At 68.7% G+C, this 14,830-nt stretch carries 15 protein-coding genes; 4 read left to right on the plus strand and 11 right to left on the minus strand.

Going from position 1 to position 14,830, the window contains the following annotated elements:
• Nucleotides 1-297: MerR family transcriptional regulator (locus PHQ87_RS08455; protein ID WP_300233003.1), on the minus strand; the 297-nt coding region annotated here is incomplete at its 3' end.
• Nucleotides 294-491 (minus strand): heavy-metal-associated domain-containing protein, encoded by a 198-nt coding sequence (locus PHQ87_RS08460; RefSeq protein ID WP_300233005.1) that lies wholly within the window; start codon nt 489-491, stop codon nt 294-296. The genes PHQ87_RS08460 and PHQ87_RS08455, both read right to left, overlap by 4 nt.
• Before the next feature lie 132 nt (nt 492-623).
• Between PHQ87_RS08460 and PHQ87_RS08465 the strand changes: the two genes are divergently transcribed.
• Nucleotides 624-3,113, plus strand: a complete 2,490-nt coding sequence (locus tag PHQ87_RS08465; protein WP_300233007.1) for a heavy metal translocating P-type ATPase — start codon at nt 624-626, stop codon at nt 3,111-3,113.
• Nucleotides 3,114-3,265: 152 nt separating this feature from the next.
• Entirely contained in the window at nt 3,266-3,856 is a 591-nt protein-coding gene (locus tag PHQ87_RS08470; protein ID WP_300233008.1) for a hemerythrin domain-containing protein, read from the plus strand.
• On the opposite strand, the gene PHQ87_RS08475 is transcribed toward PHQ87_RS08470, so the two are convergent.
• The 5 genes from PHQ87_RS08475 to glnH are packed head-to-tail and all read right to left on the minus strand — an operon-like array spanning nt 3,853 to nt 8,059.
• Nucleotides 3,853-4,773 carry a MurR/RpiR family transcriptional regulator gene (locus PHQ87_RS08475; RefSeq protein WP_300233010.1) on the minus strand — a complete coding sequence of 307 codons (921 nt, stop codon included), beginning with the start codon at nt 4,771-4,773 and terminating at the stop codon, nt 3,853-3,855. The genes PHQ87_RS08470 and PHQ87_RS08475 overlap by 4 nt on opposite strands.
• A 38-nt stretch (nt 4,774-4,811) precedes the next feature.
• Entirely contained in the window at nt 4,812-5,840 is a 1,029-nt protein-coding gene (locus tag PHQ87_RS08480) for a C45 family peptidase (RefSeq protein ID WP_300233012.1), read from the minus strand.
• A gap of 6 nt (nt 5,841-5,846) precedes the next feature.
• Nucleotides 5,847-6,626: a glutamine ABC transporter ATP-binding protein GlnQ gene (gene glnQ / locus PHQ87_RS08485; protein ID WP_300233014.1), complete on the minus strand. Its 780-nt coding sequence runs from the start codon at nt 6,624-6,626 to the stop codon at nt 5,847-5,849.
• Entirely contained in the window at nt 6,623-7,279 is a 657-nt protein-coding gene (glnP, locus tag PHQ87_RS08490) for a glutamine ABC transporter permease GlnP (RefSeq protein ID WP_300233016.1), read from the minus strand. The genes glnQ and glnP overlap by 4 nt, the downstream gene beginning before the upstream one ends.
• Nucleotides 7,280-7,309: 30 nt before the next feature.
• On the minus strand, nt 7,310-8,059 hold the full coding sequence (glnH, locus tag PHQ87_RS08495; RefSeq protein WP_300233017.1) for a glutamine ABC transporter substrate-binding protein GlnH: 750 nt from the start codon (nt 8,057-8,059) through the stop codon (nt 7,310-7,312).
• Between the two features lie 266 nt (nt 8,060-8,325).
• Between glnH and speB the strand changes: the two genes are divergently transcribed.
• Entirely contained in the window at nt 8,326-9,258 is a 933-nt protein-coding gene (gene speB, locus PHQ87_RS08500; protein ID WP_300233019.1) for an agmatinase, read from the plus strand.
• Between the two features lie 13 nt (nt 9,259-9,271).
• Nucleotides 9,272-10,585, plus strand: a complete 1,314-nt coding sequence (locus tag PHQ87_RS08505; RefSeq protein WP_300233021.1) for an FAD-binding oxidoreductase — start codon at nt 9,272-9,274, stop codon at nt 10,583-10,585.
• Between the two features lie 15 nt (nt 10,586-10,600).
• Here the strand turns inward: PHQ87_RS08505 and PHQ87_RS08510 are convergent, their stop codons facing one another.
• The 4 genes from PHQ87_RS08510 to PHQ87_RS08525 all read right to left on the minus strand — a co-directional run.
• Nucleotides 10,601-11,608: an ABC transporter ATP-binding protein gene (locus PHQ87_RS08510; protein WP_300233022.1), complete on the minus strand. Its 1,008-nt coding sequence runs from the start codon at nt 11,606-11,608 to the stop codon at nt 10,601-10,603.
• Nucleotides 11,601-13,262, minus strand: a complete 1,662-nt coding sequence (locus tag PHQ87_RS08515; RefSeq protein ID WP_300233024.1) for an iron ABC transporter permease — start codon at nt 13,260-13,262, stop codon at nt 11,601-11,603. Before PHQ87_RS08515 ends, PHQ87_RS08510 begins: the two co-directional genes overlap by 8 nt.
• A gap of 34 nt (nt 13,263-13,296) precedes the next feature.
• Nucleotides 13,297-14,325 (minus strand): extracellular solute-binding protein, encoded by a 1,029-nt coding sequence (locus tag PHQ87_RS08520; protein WP_300233026.1) that lies wholly within the window; start codon nt 14,323-14,325, stop codon nt 13,297-13,299.
• 31 nt (nt 14,326-14,356) lie between these two features.
• Nucleotides 14,357-14,830: TonB-dependent receptor (locus tag PHQ87_RS08525; protein WP_300233027.1), on the minus strand; the 474-nt coding region annotated here is incomplete at its 5' end.

Consider the following 14,830-nt stretch of genomic DNA (forward strand, 5'->3'; position numbering starts at 1 on the left):
TCTGCGTTTGACCTGGGCGCTGCTGCGGCGCCGGTCGTGCCAGAGGCTGACCAGCTCGGCGATGGCATCGAGGCCAAAGCCCATGTCGCGCGCGCGGCGGATGAAGCGCAGCGTGTGGACATCCGCCTCACCGTACTGGCGGTAGTTGCTGTCGGTGCGGTGGACCTCACCCAGCAGGCCCATCGCCTCGTAGTGGCGCAGCATCTTGGGCGAGATGCCGCTGAGCCGCGCGGCCGAGCCGATGGACACCGGCCACGCCGCAGCGGGCTCGTCGCAGTTGACGGCGGCAGCCTTCATGCCACGGTGTAGCCTTCCTCGCGGATGGCCTCGGCCAGTTTCTCGCGGTCCTGGGCCGATTGCACTTCCACCAGGTTGCTGGCGCGGTCGATGCGCACCTCGGCCTGGGGGTCCACTTGCCGGATCGCGGCCTGCACCGCTTTTTCGCAATGACCGCAGGTCATGCCCTGCACCTGGAACTGTTGTGTGCTCATGTTGATCTCCTTAAGTTGGATGCCATGGTCTGCATGGTGCACCCTGACATCGTGTCAAGGTCAAGGCCCCCAAAGAAGATACACCTTGTGGCTTGACCTTCCCATGGGGGGAAAGCTTATGCTCGATTCATCATGAATGCTGCCGTTGAACCTGAAATCACTTCCCTGAACGAGGCCGTTGCCGGCACGGACGACGAGGCGGCCGGCCACATCGACCTGGGGGTCGGCGGCATGACCTGCGCGTCCTGCGTGTCGCGTGTCGAGCGGGTGCTCAAACGGGTGCCGGGTGTGATCGATGCCACGGTGAACCTGGCCACCGAATCGGCGCGTGTGCGGCTGGAGACGCCGGCCGACGCCGAGGCGCTGGCGCGCGTCAAGCGCGCGGTGCGCGATGCGGGCTACGAGCCGCGCGAGGCGAGCGCGCTCGACGAGCCGGAAGCGCCGAGCTGGCACGGCATTCCGCACGATTTCCTGCCGGTGCTGGCGGGCCTGCTGCTGTCGGCGCCACTGGCGCTGCCCATGCTGGGCGACCTGTTCGGCCAGCACTGGATGTTGCCGGCCTGGCTGCAGTTCCTGCTGGCCACGCCGGTGCAGTTCTGGCTCGGCGCGCGCTTTTACCGGGCCGGCTGGCACGCGCTCAAGGCCATGACCGGCAACATGGAACTGCTGGTGGCCATCGGCACCACGGCCGGCTGGGCGCTGTCAACCTGGCTGTGGTGGCGTGCCGCACCCGGCGAGATGCCGCACCTGTACTACGAGGGTTCGGCCGTTGTCATCACCCTGGTGCTGCTGGGCAAGTGGCTGGAGGCGCGCGCCAAGCGCCAGACCACGGATGCCATCCGTGCCCTGCACGCGCTGCGACCCGAGCGGGCGCATCTGCTGCCCGATGGCGTGCGACGGCTCGATCCGCTGGATGTGGCGGTGGACGAGTTGCTGCCCGGCGACGAGGTGCGCGTGCTGCCCGGCGAGCGTTTTCCGGCCGACGGCGAGGTGCTTGAAGGGCACTCGCAGGCCGACGAGTCGATGCTGACGGGTGAGTCCATGCCGGTGGCCAAGACCGTGGGCGATGCCGTCACGGGCGGTGCGCTCAATGGCGAGGGCCCGTTGCGCGTGCGCGTGACCGCGGTGGGCGCGCAGAGCGTGCTCTCGCGCATCATCGCGCTGGTCCAGGATGCGCAGGCCGGCAAGGCGCCGGTGCAGCGGCTGGTGGACCGGGTGGCCGCGGTGTTCGTGCCGGCCGTGCTGCTGATCGCGCTGGCGACGCTGGCCGGCTGGCTCTGGGTCGGGCACCCCTGGGAGGATGCTCTGCTGAACGCGGTGTCGGTGCTGGTGATTGCCTGTCCCTGTGCGCTGGGTCTGGCCACGCCGACGGCCATCATGGCGGGCACGGGTGTGGCGGCGCGGCATGGCATCCTGATCAAGGATGCCGAGGCGCTGGAGATTGCGCACCGCGTGGACACGGTCGCCTTCGACAAGACGGGCACGCTGACCGAAGGGCACCCACGCCTGCTTTCGATCGAGAGCGCGGCCGGCGTGGACGAGCTGGCCGTGCTGGGTGCGGCGGCGGCCCTGCAGGCACAGAGCGCGCACCCGCTTGCGCAGGCGGTGCGCGACGCGATGCAGCAGCGTGGCGCTCCGGCACAGGAGGCCACCGAGGTGCAGTCGGTGCCCGGCAAGGGCATGCAGGGTCAGGTGCAGGGCACCGAACTGGCCCTGGGCAGCGTGCGCTGGATGGAAGAGCTGGGGGTGGACCTGTCGATGCTGGCCGATGCGCTCGCACAGCAGCAGACCCAGGGCGCCACGGTCTCGGTGCTGGTCACCCGCACATCGGCCGGTGGCTGGGTGCCGCTGGCCCTGCTGGCCTTCGGTGATGAACCCAAGGCCGGCAGTACCGAGGCGATGCGCGAACTGCGCGCACGCGGCCTGCGGCTGTTCATGGTCTCGGGCGACAACCGCGCCGCGGCCCGCGCGATGGCGGCGCGGCTCGGCTTGCGAGATGGCGAGGGCGAGGTGATCGCCGAGGTGCTGCCGGGGGACAAGGCGGCCGTCATCCAGCGCCTGAAGACAGGGGAGGCTGTGCAGCGTGAGGGCCAAGGATTCGGGGCCGGGCCGTCCCAAGGCGGGATAAGCCCCCTCGGGGGGCAGCGACCCGCGTCAGCGGCGGAGCGTGGGGGCCAAGCGGATCCCGCCGCCGGGCCGCCCCAAGGCGGGATCAGCCCCCTCGGGGGGCAGCGACCCGCGTCAGCGGCGGAGCGTGGGGGTCATGTCGTGGCCATGGTGGGAGATGGTGTCAACGACGCGCCGGCGCTGGCCGCGGCCGACGTCGGCATGGCGATGAGCCATGCGCGCGGTGGTGGGTCGGATGTGGCGATGCATGCGGCGGGCATCACGCTCATGCGCGGCGATCCGGCGCTGGTGGCGGCGGCGCTGGACATCTCGCGCCGGACCGTGGCCAAGATCCGGCAGAACCTGTTCTGGGCCTTTTTCTACAACGCGGTGGGCATTCCGCTGGCCGCGCTGGGTTTCCTCAGCCCTGTGGTGGCGGGCGCGGCCATGGCCATGAGTTCGGTCAGCGTGGTGACCAACGCGCTGCTGCTCAAGCGGTGGCGGCCCACACGCTGACACTGAAAGTGGGGAGGGACGTGACCGCGCCAGCGACTTGCCTTGATGCACGTCAAATCGATGGCGCGCGGGCGCCTCCATAGTTGGCGGCGGGGCTTGGCCGGGTGGCCAGCGGTTTGGCGTACCGTTCCATTTTCCAGAGACATATCACCATGATCCACGAATCTCTGCGCATCATCCGCGAGGAACACACCAGTCTGTCGGCCATGCTGCAATCGCTGATCCAGATGGTCCGGCGCGGGCCGATGCACGACGGCCAGGATGACGCGGCGGCGTATTTCGACGTGCTGCGGGCCATGCTGTTCTACATCGACGAATTTCCCGAGCAGCACCACCATCCCAAGGAGTCGACGCTGCTGTTCCCGCGCGTGGCCAAGGCGGCGCCACACACCCTGTCGGTCATCGACCAGCTCGAGCGCGATCATGCGCAGGGCGAATCCCGGGTGCGCCAACTGATGCACCGGCTGCTGGCCTGGGAGTTGCTGGGCGAGTCGCGCCGCCAGGCCTTTGTCGATGACGTCACGGATTACGTGGACTTCTATCTCGAACACATGCGGCTGGAAGAAACCGTGGTCCTGCCCGAGGCCGAGCGCCACATGAGCGAGGCCGACTGGCAGGCGCTGGACACCGCGTTCGCGGCCAACCCCGACCCGCTCAACCAGCGCCTCCCGCGCGACCCCCTGTTTGACCGCCTGTTCACGCGCATCGTGATGACGGCACCGTCCCCGGTGGGGCTGGGCTAGAGAACCTCGATGCCCAGTTCGCCGATGAAGCCTTCGCGGCGCTCCAGCGCCTGCAGGGCGGCATCGCCGAGCTCGCGCGCCACCAGGTTCACCAGGCACTCGCAGAACACCAGGTAGGCGCCCATGCTGTTGCTGATGTAGCTGCTGTCGTGGGGGATGAAGAAGGCGTGGTGCGCCGGCGGCACCAGCGGGGAGGCACGAAAGTCCGTCAGCGCGATCACATCGATGCCAGCCTGTGCCGCCGCATGGGCCACCTCGACGACGCTGCGGGTGTAGGGCGCCACGCTGGCGACCACGAGCACATCATCCGGCTCGAGCTGCGCCAGGCCCTCGGCGACACCGAGCCCGGGGCCGTCCAGCAGGGAAACGTCAGCCCGGACCATGCCCAGCCCGTAGGTCAGGAAGCTCGCCAGCGAGTGGATCTGGCGCAGGCCGTGCACGCGCACGCGGCGTGCCGTTGCGAGCCGTTGCGCGGCGCTCCTGAGCTCGTCGGGCTCCAGTTGCGACAGGAACCCCTCGACGTTGTTGATGGACTCCTGCGCCAGCTTCACGACCACGTCCATCTCGGCCGTGGTCTCCCGTGCCAGCGGCCTGTCCATCAGTCGGTGGGCCTGTTGCGTGTAGAAGTGGCGCGAGTTGCGGCTGAGGCTGTCGCGGAACACGGCCTGGAAGTCGGCAAAACCGCTGAAACCCAGCCGTGTGGCCAGCCGCGTGAGCGTTGAGGGGTTGACGCCGAAGTCGTCCGACAGCTCGGTGATGGTGCGGAAGGCCACCGCCTCGGGTTGTGCCACGAGCCTGGCGAGCACGGCGTGCGCCTTGCTGCCGAGCGATACGGGGGCTTCGCCGCGGCCGATGGCCACGGCCAGTTCACGCAGGGCTTCGATGGAGCGGGGAACGTGGGAGCTGTCCTTGGGCATGTTGCGCGTGGTTCCAGGGTGTGTCCGTCATCGGCAGCTTACGACAGCGCTCCGTTCCTCAGGTGGTACAGCGGCCTGACCGAGCGTCCGGTGTGGATTTGCCAGTCGACCGCATCGCTGCCGATCCGGATGACGGCGGTTGCCAGCGTATTTTCGCGATCGCTGTCCGTGAGGTCGTTGCGGAAGATCGGAAAGCGCGCATCGCTTTGGTCGAACAGGATGGCCAGCGGATCGGGCGCGACCGCGCGTGCCGCGGCTTCGGCCAGCAGCGCCTCGCCCCGCAGCTGGCGGTGTCCCGAAGAGCCGGTGACGATCTGGGGCTGATGGGCCATGGCCGGGTGGATCATGTGGTTCGCATGCAGCGAGGGCTGCTCCAGGCGGCGAACCGAGCACTGGGCGGCGTTGAACTCGATGCTGTACAGCTGTGCGAAACCAGCCTGACCGAGGGTGAAGTGAAAGCCGCCTGCACGCGGTGCCTCCTGCAGCAGGCGTATGCCGGCTTCGATCGACGGCTGGTCGAGGAGGGCACGCGCCAGCACCATGCGCGGCAGACCGTCGTTCGCGTGCAGGGTGCGCAGGTTGTTGACGGTGACGGCCAGGCCATGGCCGGTGACAGCGATGGTGTGGCCGGGCAGCGAGCCGGGGTAGACCACGGCGGCGAAGCGGGTGCCGCCGTGGACATGGATCTCGGCCAGCGCGCAGCGCCCGACCAGACCCGGATCGCCATCCTCGTTGTGCGCGAAGCGGGGCACCTCGCCGGGCAACTGCACGGTGGTGCAACCGTCGGGGGCCATGGCCCAGACGTCGCCCCGGCAGTTCCAGGCAAAAACCTCGTCCCAGGCCAGGCCGAGGCCGCTGGCCAGACCCTGCAGTTCCTGCCAGCAGGCGGGCTGAAGTGTGCGGGTGTGCTCGGCCATGCGGGTCAGGGCGGGGCTGTCGCGCCAGCGCATGACCTCGGCCCAGGCGGCACCGGGCCGCAGGACTTCGTGCACCGCCTGCGCGCCGAAGCGCCCGAGGGCGGCACCGACGTCGAAGGGCGTGCCCTGGATTGTCAGATAGGAAAGCATTCGATGCTATTCGACATGCTGCAGGAATTCCCGCAGACGGGGATTGGTGGGGTTGTTGGTCAACTCGACGGGCGGCCCGTCGACGGTGATGTGGCCGTGTTCCATGAAGATCAGGCGCGTGCCGACCTGGCGCGCGAACGCGATCTCGTGCGTGACCACGACCATGGTCATGCCCTCCTCGGCCAGGGCCTGCATGACGCGCAGCACTTCCTGGCGTAGCTCGGGATCGAGGGCGGAGGTGGGCTCGTCGAACAGCATGAGCCGGGGCCTGACGGCCAGCGCCCGCGCGATCGCCACGCGCTGCTGCTGGCCACCCGAGAGCTGGCTCGGGTAGTGGTGCGCGCGCTCGGCCAGGCCGACCTTGCGCAGCAACTCGGTGGCCTGCTCGTGCGCCAGGGCCCTGGGCGTGCCGCGCACCTGTCGCGGGCCGAAGGCCACATTCTCCAGCGCGGTCATCTGCGGGAACAGGTTGAACTGCTGGAACACCATGCCCGCCTCCTGGCGAATCTCGCGCACCGTGGAGGGGCCCGCGCGCACGCTGCGGCCATCCACGATCAGGTCGCCGCCATCGATGGATTCCAGCGCGTTGATGCAGCGCAACAGGGTGGACTTGCCCGAGCCCGAGGGCCCGATCAGCACCACGACCTCGCCGGCGTGGATGCGCAGGTCCACGCCATCGAGCACCACGGTCTTGCCGAAGCACTTGCGCACCTGCCGGAACTCGACCATGGTCGGGGCGGCGTCGGTGGGTGGTCGAGGGACGGGGGAGGTCGGCGTCGTGCTCATAGGATGCGCATCCTCTTTTCCAGCGTCCTCAGCGCGAAGGTGAGCGCGCCGATCATGCACAGGTAAATGATGGCCACGGCGGTCCAGATCTCCACCGCGCGGAAGTTGGCGGCCATGATCTCCTGGCCTTGCCGCGTGAGCTCGCCGACGCCGATGACGATGAACAGCGAGGTGTCCTTGAGGCTGACGATGAACTGGTTGCCCAGTGGCGGTGTCATGCGGCGGAAGGCCACCGGGCCGACCACGAAGGCCAGCACGCGCCAGGTCGGCAGGCCCAGTGCCAGGCCGGCCTCGCGCAGACCGTTGGGCACCGAGATGAAGGCGCCGCGCACGATCTCGGCGATGTAGGCGCCGGAGTTCACGATGATGGCCGTGACGGCCGCGGTCATCGGGTCCACGCGGATGTCCGCCAGCACCGGCAGCGCGAAGTAGATGAACATCACCTGCACCACAATGGGTGTGCCCCGCACCAGTTCGATGTAGGCGAAGGCGATGAGGTCGAGCAGGCGGTTGCCATAGGCGCGCATCAGGCCGAACAGCAGGCCGACCGCGGTGCCGCCGAGCAGGCCGACCACCGTGATGAACACGGTGAGCTTGGCACCCTGCATGAGGGCCGGAAAGGCATCGACGATGACGGACCAGTCAAAATCCATGACAGGGTGCTCCGCTGGGCGCCGGGCGCGTCACTTCTTCGGCGGTTCGGTGTTGAACCACTTCCTGTAGATCGCGTCGTAGCGACCGTCGGCCTTGATCCTGGCCAGCGCCTCGTTGACGCGCGGCACGAGCGCACTGCCCTTGGGAAAGCCGATGCCGTACTCGTGCGCCATCATCTGCGAGCCCACCACCTTGCTCTTGCCCTTGCCGGCGGTCGCGGCGAAGTACAGCACGTTGGGCGTGTCGTGCATGACCGCGTCCACGCGACCGGTGGCCAGTTCGAGGTAGGCGTTGTCGATGTTCGGGAACAGGCGCAGCTCGGTGCCTGCGAAGTTGGCCTTGGCGTAGTCGGCGGCCGAGGTGCCGGTCTTGACGGCCAGTGTCTTGCCCTTGAGATCCTTCTCGCTGGCGATGGCGCTGGCCGTCGGCACCAGCAGCATGAAGCCGCTGTCGTAATAGCCGTCGGAAAAGTCGATCACCTTCTTGCGCTCGTCCTTGATCGTGATGCCCGCCAGCGCGACGTCCACGTTCTTGGTCTGCAGTGCCGGCAGGATGCCGTTGAAGTCCATCGGCTGCAGCTTGTAGGACAGGCCCAGCTCCTTGGCGATGGCGTCCCACAGATCGATGTCGAAGCCCACGTACTTGTCGCCCTGCTTGAACTCGAAGGGCACGAAGGCGGTGTCGGTGGCCACCACCAGGGTCTGTGCCTGTGCGGTGCCGAACAGCATGGAGGCGGCCGTCAGGGCCGCGGCGAGAGACCGGACGAGGAGGTGTTTCATGGCAGACCTTTCTGATGGAGAGATGGAGGGCGGTGCACCATCGTGGCGCTTTTTTGCCGGGGATGCACCAGCATGATGCAATGATTATTTGCATTTACATCATGAAAGCAAATATATTTGCACATGCGGCGTGGCGCAAGCTTTTTTTCGTCACGGCCGATGCGGCGCTTGCCTGACAATTGGTCGGCACGTGGCGACCCTGGCGGGTGTATCTTTCGTCCGGTGCTCGGCCGCCACGGCACCTGCAACGTCTACCACCCGCACCCATGTCTTCCCCGATCGGGCATTTCGCCTTTGCCAACCACAGCAACCGATTTCTGGCCTGCGCGCCCCTGGACCATCAGCCGTTCGCGGTGGCGGGCGTGCCTTACGACGGGGCGGTGACCCACCGACCGGGGGCACGCTTCGGCCCGCAGGCCATCCGCGCCGCCAGCCTGATGCTGTGTGACGGCATCCACCCGCATTTCGACGTTTCGCCGCTGGCGCACGTGGGCGATGCACTGGACATGCGCCTGCCCAACGCTTCGCCGCTGACCGAGGTACGCCGGCACATCGAGGCACAGGCTGCCGAGCTGATGGCGCGGCACCACTGCGTGTTCCTCGGTGGCGACCACTCGGTCACGCTGTCGCTGCTGCGCGCGGCGCAGGCCCGCTATGGCGGTGGCGAGCCGCTGGCCTGCGTGCATTTCGATGCCCACTGCGACACCTGGCAGGACCATTTCGGTGAACCCTCGGGCCACGGCACCTGGACCTACGAGGCGATCCGGGAGGGGTTGATCAGTGCGCCGCACACGGTGCAGATCGGCATCCGCTCCAGCGGCGAGCGCGCCGCGCGCGAGTACGTGGCCGACCAGGGCGGGCAGATTTTCACCGCGCGCGCCCTGCGCGGCCATGATGGCGCGGGCCTGGCGCCGGTGCTGGAGGCGATTCGCGGGCGCATCGGTCAGCGGCCGTGTTACCTGACGCTCGACATCGATGTGCTGGATCCGGCCTTTGCGCCCGGCACCGGCACGCCCGAGCCCGGCGGGCTGAGCAGCTCGCAGGTGTTGACCTTTCTGGAGGAGCTGGCCGACCTGAACTGGATCGGCATGGACTGCGTGGAGGTGGCGCCGGCCTACGACCACGCCGAGCTGACCAGCAACGCGGCAGCGACCTTCGTCTGGACCTACCTGTGCGGCCGTGTGGCCCGCATGGCCTGAGGGAGGGCGGTGCATGCTGACGCGTTCCCTGATCGGTTCGGACACCCAGCTCAATCTGCACAGCTATTACGAGGCCAGCGTCGTGCGGCCGGCGCCCAGGCCGCCGCTGCAGGGCGAGGTGACGGCCGATGTGGTGGTGATCGGCGGCGGCCTGGCCGGGCTGTCGGCCGCGCTGGAGATGGCGCGGCGCGGCCTGTCGGTGGTGCTGCTGGAGGCCGACCGCATCGGCGCCGGCGCCAGCGGCCGCAATGGCGGGCAGGTGATCGTCGGCTATGCGAGCGGGCAGGAGCTCCTCGAGCAGCAGCTTGGCGCCGACGATGCGCGCCTGGCGTGGGACATGTCGGTCGAGGCGGTCGATCTGGTCGAGCGCCGGATCCGGGAGCATGACATCGACTGCGAATGGCAGCGCGGCTACCTGTATGTGGCCGATTCGGCGCGCAAGGCACGTGCCCTGCGCGAGGAGATCGGGAACCTGCAGCGGCACGGCGTGAGCTGCGAGGTGGCCGAAGGGGCCGGCCTGTGGCGCCTGATCGACAGCCCGCGCTACGTGATGGCCGCCTACGAAAACCGCTCCGGCCACCTGCATCCGCTCAAGTACACACTGGGCCTGGCGCAGGCGGCCGAGCGTGCGGGCGTGCGCCTGTGCGAACAGTCGCCGGTGACGGCGCTGGAGCGTGGCGCGCAACTGGTGGCGCATTCGCGCCATGGGCGGGTGCACGCGCGCTACGGTGTGCTGGCGGGCAACTGCATGCTGCCCGAGTACGGGCCGCGGGTGGCGCCGGAGATCGCCGCGCGCATCATGCCGGTGGGCACCTACATCGTGGCCACGGCGCCGATCGACCCGGCGTTGCGCCAGCGTCTGATCCCGAGCAACGCCGCGGTCTGCGACAACAACTTCGTGCTCGACTACTTCCGCTTCGGCGCCGATTCGCGGCTGCTGTTCGGTGGCCGTGTGAGCTACACGACCATGACACCGCCCGACCTCAAGGGCACGATGGAGCGGCGCATGGGACGGGTGTTCCCGGACCTCAAGGGGGTGCCGGTCGACTACGTCTGGGGTGGCTTCGTGGACATCAGCATGAACCGAGCGCCCGATTTCGGCCGCCTCGGTGACAACCTGTACTACCTGCAAGGGTTCAGCGGCCATGGCATGGCGCTGACCGGGCTGGCCGGTCAACTGGTGGCCGAGGCGGTGCTGGGCCAGGCCGGGCGCTTCGATGTCTTTGCGCGCCTGAAGCACCATCCCTTCCCGGGCGGGCGCTGGCTGCGCACGCCCAGCCTGGCCCTGGGCATGGCCTGGTACCGCCTGAAGGACCTGCTCGGCTAGCGCCGGGCGGGCGCCTCAGCGGCGCAGGGGCGCGATGCCGACCGTGGTGCCGACGTCCCGCGGCTGGCCCATGCCGCCGTGGACCAGCACGCGCGTGTCGACCAGCTGCACCGTGTAGAGGAAGTGGCTGCCGCGGAAGATGCACTCGGTCACGGTGCCCCGCACGGTGCTGGCGTCGTCGATGCACAGCTCCTCGGGACGCACCAGCACCTGGCGTTGGGTGCCGTCGTCGAAGCAGGGTGTATCGGTGGCGATCGCACCCGCCGGTGTCTGCCAGCAGCCATTCGATCCGGCCTGCGCCGGCAGCAGCACCCCTTCGCCGATCAGGCGTGCGACCTCGGGCGTGGCGGGCCGGTGGTACACGTCATAGGCGCTGGCCCACTGGTGCAGGCGACCACCCACCATCACGCCGATGGCATCGGCCATGGCGAAGGCCTCGTGCTGGTCGTGGGTGACCATCAGTGCCGTGGCGCCGGCCTGGCGCAGGATCGCGCGGATCTCGCGTGCGATGGCCACGCGCAGGCCGGTGTCGAGGTTGGAGAACGGTTCGTCCAGCAGCAGCAGGGCCGGCTGCGGCGCCAGCGCGCGCGCCAGCGCCACACGCTGCTGCTGACCACCCGAGAGCTCGTGCGGCCAGCGCCGCTGCAGGCCGTCAAGCCCGACCAGCGCGAGCATCTCGGCCACGCGCCGCTTGCGCTCGACCAGCGTCAGCTTGCCCAGGCCGAAGGCGACGTTGTCCTGCACGTTCAGGTGCGGGAACAGTGCGTGATCCTGGAACACCATGCCGATGCCGCGCTCGCGTGCGGGCAGGGCGGCATGGGCGGTGGCCACGGTGCGGCCGTCCAGCGCGATGCGGCCGGCGCGCAGCGGCTCGAAGCCGCCGATGGCACGCAGCAGGGTGGTCTTGCCGCAGCCCGAGGGGCCGAGCAGGCAGCCGATCTCGCCGCGCGCCAGCGTCAGCGAGATGTCGCGAACCACGTCGGTGTGGTCGTAGCCGAGGGTGACGTGGTCGACTTCAAGCATGGGTGTCGTCGTCATGATGGGCAGGGATCGAGGTAGGCTGGCGCTCGGTCTGGGCCACCAGCAGGGCGACCGGCAGCAGGCCAACCAGCACGATGGCCAGCGCCGGCAGCGCGGCCTGGTCCCACAGGGATTCGCTGGTGAGCTGGAACACGCGCACGGCCAGGGTGTCCCAGTCGAACGAGCGCGTCATGAGGGTGATGGGCATTTCCTTCATCACGTCCACCAGGACCATGAGAAAGCCCGAGAGCAGGCCGGTGCGCAACAGCGGCAGGTGCAGCCGGCGCAGTGTCTGCCAGGTCGTCAGGCCGAGCGACGCGCAGGCGTCCTCCTGGCTGCGGCTGATGCTCTGCATGGCACTGTCGGTGGCCTGCCAGGCCACGGCCAGGAAGCGCGCCGACAGGGCCAGGAGCATGGTGGCGATCGTGCCCTTGAACAGCGTCAGGCCCTCGTAGCCCATGCCTTGCAGCACCGGCAGCAGCAGGTCGTCGAGCCAGGCGATCGGCACGAACACGCCCACCGCCAGGACCACGCCCGGTATGGCGTAGCCCACCACCGCCAGCCGCACCAGCCAGGCGGTACCGGCATCGGTGTGCAGGCGGCGCAACCACGACAGCAGCAGCGCCAGCGCGGTGGTGATGGCCGCCGTGGCCAGGGCCAGTTGCAGCGTGTTCCAGACGAAGCCCCAGTAGCGCTCGTCCAGGTCCTCGCGCCAGACGTCGAGCGACCAGGCCACGATCTGCAGCATGGGGATGACGAAGGCCACCGCGAGCACGACGGCGCAGGCGGCGAAGGCGAGCCAGCGTGCGCGCCCGCGCAGCGCGATACGGCCCTGGCGGCTGGCGGCGCTGTGGTAGCGCTGGGCCAGGCGCGAGCGCTGCTCGGCCGCGATCAGCACCACCACCACCAGGATCAGCAACGCCGCGAGCTGGGCGGCCGCGCCGAGGTTGTGCAGGTCGAACCAGGCCTTGTACAGCGCGGTCGTGAAGGTGTCGAAGTTGAACACCGCGACGGCGCCGAAGTCGGCCAGAACTTCCATCAGCACCAGCGCGAGACCGGCGGCGATCCAGGGGCGGGCCATGGGCACCGCCACGCGCAGCACGGCACCGGTAGGCGAGTAACCCAGCGACTGCGCGGCTTCCATGGCACGCCGGCCCTGGGTCAGGAAGGCGCTGCGCGCCAGCAGGTAGACGTAGGGGTAGAACGCGCACACCAGTACCAGCGTCAGCCCCCAGAGACTGCCCCGGATCTCGGGGAACCACTGGCTGGAGCCGGCCACGGCCCGGATCGCGCGCTGCACCGGCCCGGCGAACTCGAACAGGCCCATCTGCACGAAGGCCAGCACGTAGGCGGGAATGGCCAGTGGCAGTACCAGTGCCCAGGCGAACAGGCGCCGCCCGGGGAACTCGTACATCGTGGTCAGCCAGGCCAGCGGCACGCCCACCAGCAGCACGCCGACGGACACCAGCACCATGAGCAGTGCCGTGTTGGCCAGCACGCGCGGCAGCACGTGCTGCCACAGGTGCTGCCAGATATCAGGCTGAGGCGTGAGCGCGAGCCCGATCACCACGCCCAGCGGAATGAGCGTGAGCAGAGCGATCGGTCCGACAGCGACAATGCCCCGCCAGGGCCGACGGGACGGCCGAGGGAGGGGCATGACAGTGGCGCTGTTGGCCGTCAGTGTGGACGTATCAGCGGTAGCCAACGCGGTCCAGCAATCGGATGGCGGCCGGCTGGTGCGAGCCGATGTCGGCCGCGTTCAGCGGGCTGGGCACGAACTTGCCCCAGGCCTTCACGATGGGATCGGCCTCGGCCTTGGTGTTGATCGGGCTCTCGAAGGTGCCGTGCGTGTAGGCGGTCTGCACCTCCTGCGACGACAGCCACTCGAGCAGCTTGCGCGCGCCTTCGGGGTTCTTGGCGTGCGCCGTGACGCCGCCACCCGAGAGGTTGACGTGCGCGCCGCCTTCGTCCTTGCCCTGGTTGGCCCAGAAGAGCTTGACCTGCTGGTTGAAGTCGGGCTCCTTGGACAGGATGCGGCCGTAGTAGTAGGTGTTGGCGATGCCCACGTCGCACTGGCCGGCCGCGATGGCCTTGAGCAGGCTGGCGTCGTTGGTGAAGACGTCCGTCGCCAGGTTGGTGACCCAGCCGCGCACGATCTCCTCGGCCTTGGCCTCGCCGTGCTTGGCGATCATCATGGCCGTGAGCGACTGCGTGTAGGTCTGCTTGCTGGTGCGCAGGCACAGCTTGCCCTTCCACTTCGGCAGCGCCAGGTCTTCATAGGTGGACAGGTTCTTCGGATCGACGCGGCCGGCGGCGTAGAAGATGGTGCGCTCGCGCTGCGACAGACCCCACCAGCGGTTGCCCGGGTCGCGGAAGTTGGCCGGCACGTTGGCATTGAGCGCGGGGGAGTCGACCTTGCGCAGCAGGCCGCGCTCGGCCGCGTTCCACAGCACGCCCATGTCGACGGTGATCAACACGTCGGCCGGGGAACTGGCGCCTTCGGAGGCCAGGCGCTCGGTGAGCGAGCCGCCGCGGTCGGTCAGCAGGTTGATCTTGACGCCGGTTTCCTTGGTGTAGCGGTCCAGTGTCGGCTTGAGCAGCTGTTCGATGCGCGAGGAGTAGACCGTGACGGCCTGCGGTGCGGCCTGGGCGAGCACTTGCGTACCGGCGGCCAGCATGGCCAGACCGAGGGCGGCCCGGAGGAATCCTTGTTTTTTCATGCGAGATGTTCCTTGAGGTAAGGCGGGATGATCAGAAATTGACGTTGGCGGTCAGCCAGAAGGTGCGGCCGCTGAGTGCCGAACCCTTGGTGCCGGAGGTGGTCTTGGAGTAGGGGCTGCCGAGCACCGTTTCGCCGGCACCGTTGGTCCAGGCGGTGAACTGGGTGAAGTCCTTGTCGAACAGGTTGTAGACCGTGGCGCCCAGCGTCACGTTCTTGCTCAGCTTGTACGAGGCGCCCAGGTGGAACAGCGCGAAGCCTTTGAGGTCGCCCAGCGCCTGGTACTCGCGCAGGTTGTCGCCCGTCAGCTGGGCGGGGTCGCCGTCGAAGCGGCGGCTCTTGCCGCGGTAGTCGCCGCGCAGCCACAGGTTCCAGCGCTCGCTCACGTCGTAGCGCAACTGGGCCGAGGCCATGTGCTCGGCGGTGTCGCTGAGCTTGCCGCTCTTGGCGCCGTTGACGACGGCCTCGCTGTCACTCCAGGTGTAGCTCACGTTCAGCGACAGGGC

The sequence above is a fragment of the Hydrogenophaga sp. genome (assembly GCF_028698005.1).
Classification (GTDB): domain Bacteria; phylum Pseudomonadota; class Gammaproteobacteria; order Burkholderiales; family Burkholderiaceae_C; genus Hydrogenophaga.

Excerpts from the sequence above, each read along its gene's own strand:
- PHQ87_RS08465 (WP_300233007.1), top strand. The coding sequence starts at position 624 with ATGAATGCTGCCGTTGAACCTGAAATCACTTCCCTGAACGAGGCCGTT.
- PHQ87_RS08515 (WP_300233024.1), bottom strand. The coding sequence starts at position 13,262 with ATGCCCCTCCCTCGGCCGTCCCGTCGGCCCTGGCGGGGCATTGTCGCT.
- PHQ87_RS08520 (WP_300233026.1), bottom strand. The coding sequence starts at position 14,325 with ATGAAAAAACAAGGATTCCTCCGGGCCGCCCTCGGTCTGGCCATGCTG.
- PHQ87_RS08510 (WP_300233022.1), bottom strand. The coding sequence starts at position 11,608 with ATGCTTGAAGTCGACCACGTCACCCTCGGCTACGACCACACCGACGTG.
- PHQ87_RS08460 (WP_300233005.1), bottom strand. The coding sequence starts at position 491 with ATGAGCACACAACAGTTCCAGGTGCAGGGCATGACCTGCGGTCATTGC.
- PHQ87_RS08480 (WP_300233012.1), bottom strand. The coding sequence starts at position 5,840 with ATGCTTTCCTATCTGACAATCCAGGGCACGCCCTTCGACGTCGGTGCC.
- glnH (WP_300233017.1), bottom strand. The coding sequence starts at position 8,059 with ATGAAACACCTCCTCGTCCGGTCTCTCGCCGCGGCCCTGACGGCCGCC.
- PHQ87_RS08470 (WP_300233008.1), top strand. The coding sequence starts at position 3,266 with ATGATCCACGAATCTCTGCGCATCATCCGCGAGGAACACACCAGTCTG.
- speB (WP_300233019.1), top strand. The coding sequence starts at position 8,326 with ATGTCTTCCCCGATCGGGCATTTCGCCTTTGCCAACCACAGCAACCGA.
- PHQ87_RS08505 (WP_300233021.1), top strand. The coding sequence starts at position 9,272 with ATGCTGACGCGTTCCCTGATCGGTTCGGACACCCAGCTCAATCTGCAC.
- glnQ (WP_300233014.1), bottom strand. The coding sequence starts at position 6,626 with ATGAGCACGACGCCGACCTCCCCCGTCCCTCGACCACCCACCGACGCC.
- PHQ87_RS08475 (WP_300233010.1), bottom strand. The coding sequence starts at position 4,773 with ATGCCCAAGGACAGCTCCCACGTTCCCCGCTCCATCGAAGCCCTGCGT.
- glnP (WP_300233016.1), bottom strand. The coding sequence starts at position 7,279 with ATGGATTTTGACTGGTCCGTCATCGTCGATGCCTTTCCGGCCCTCATG.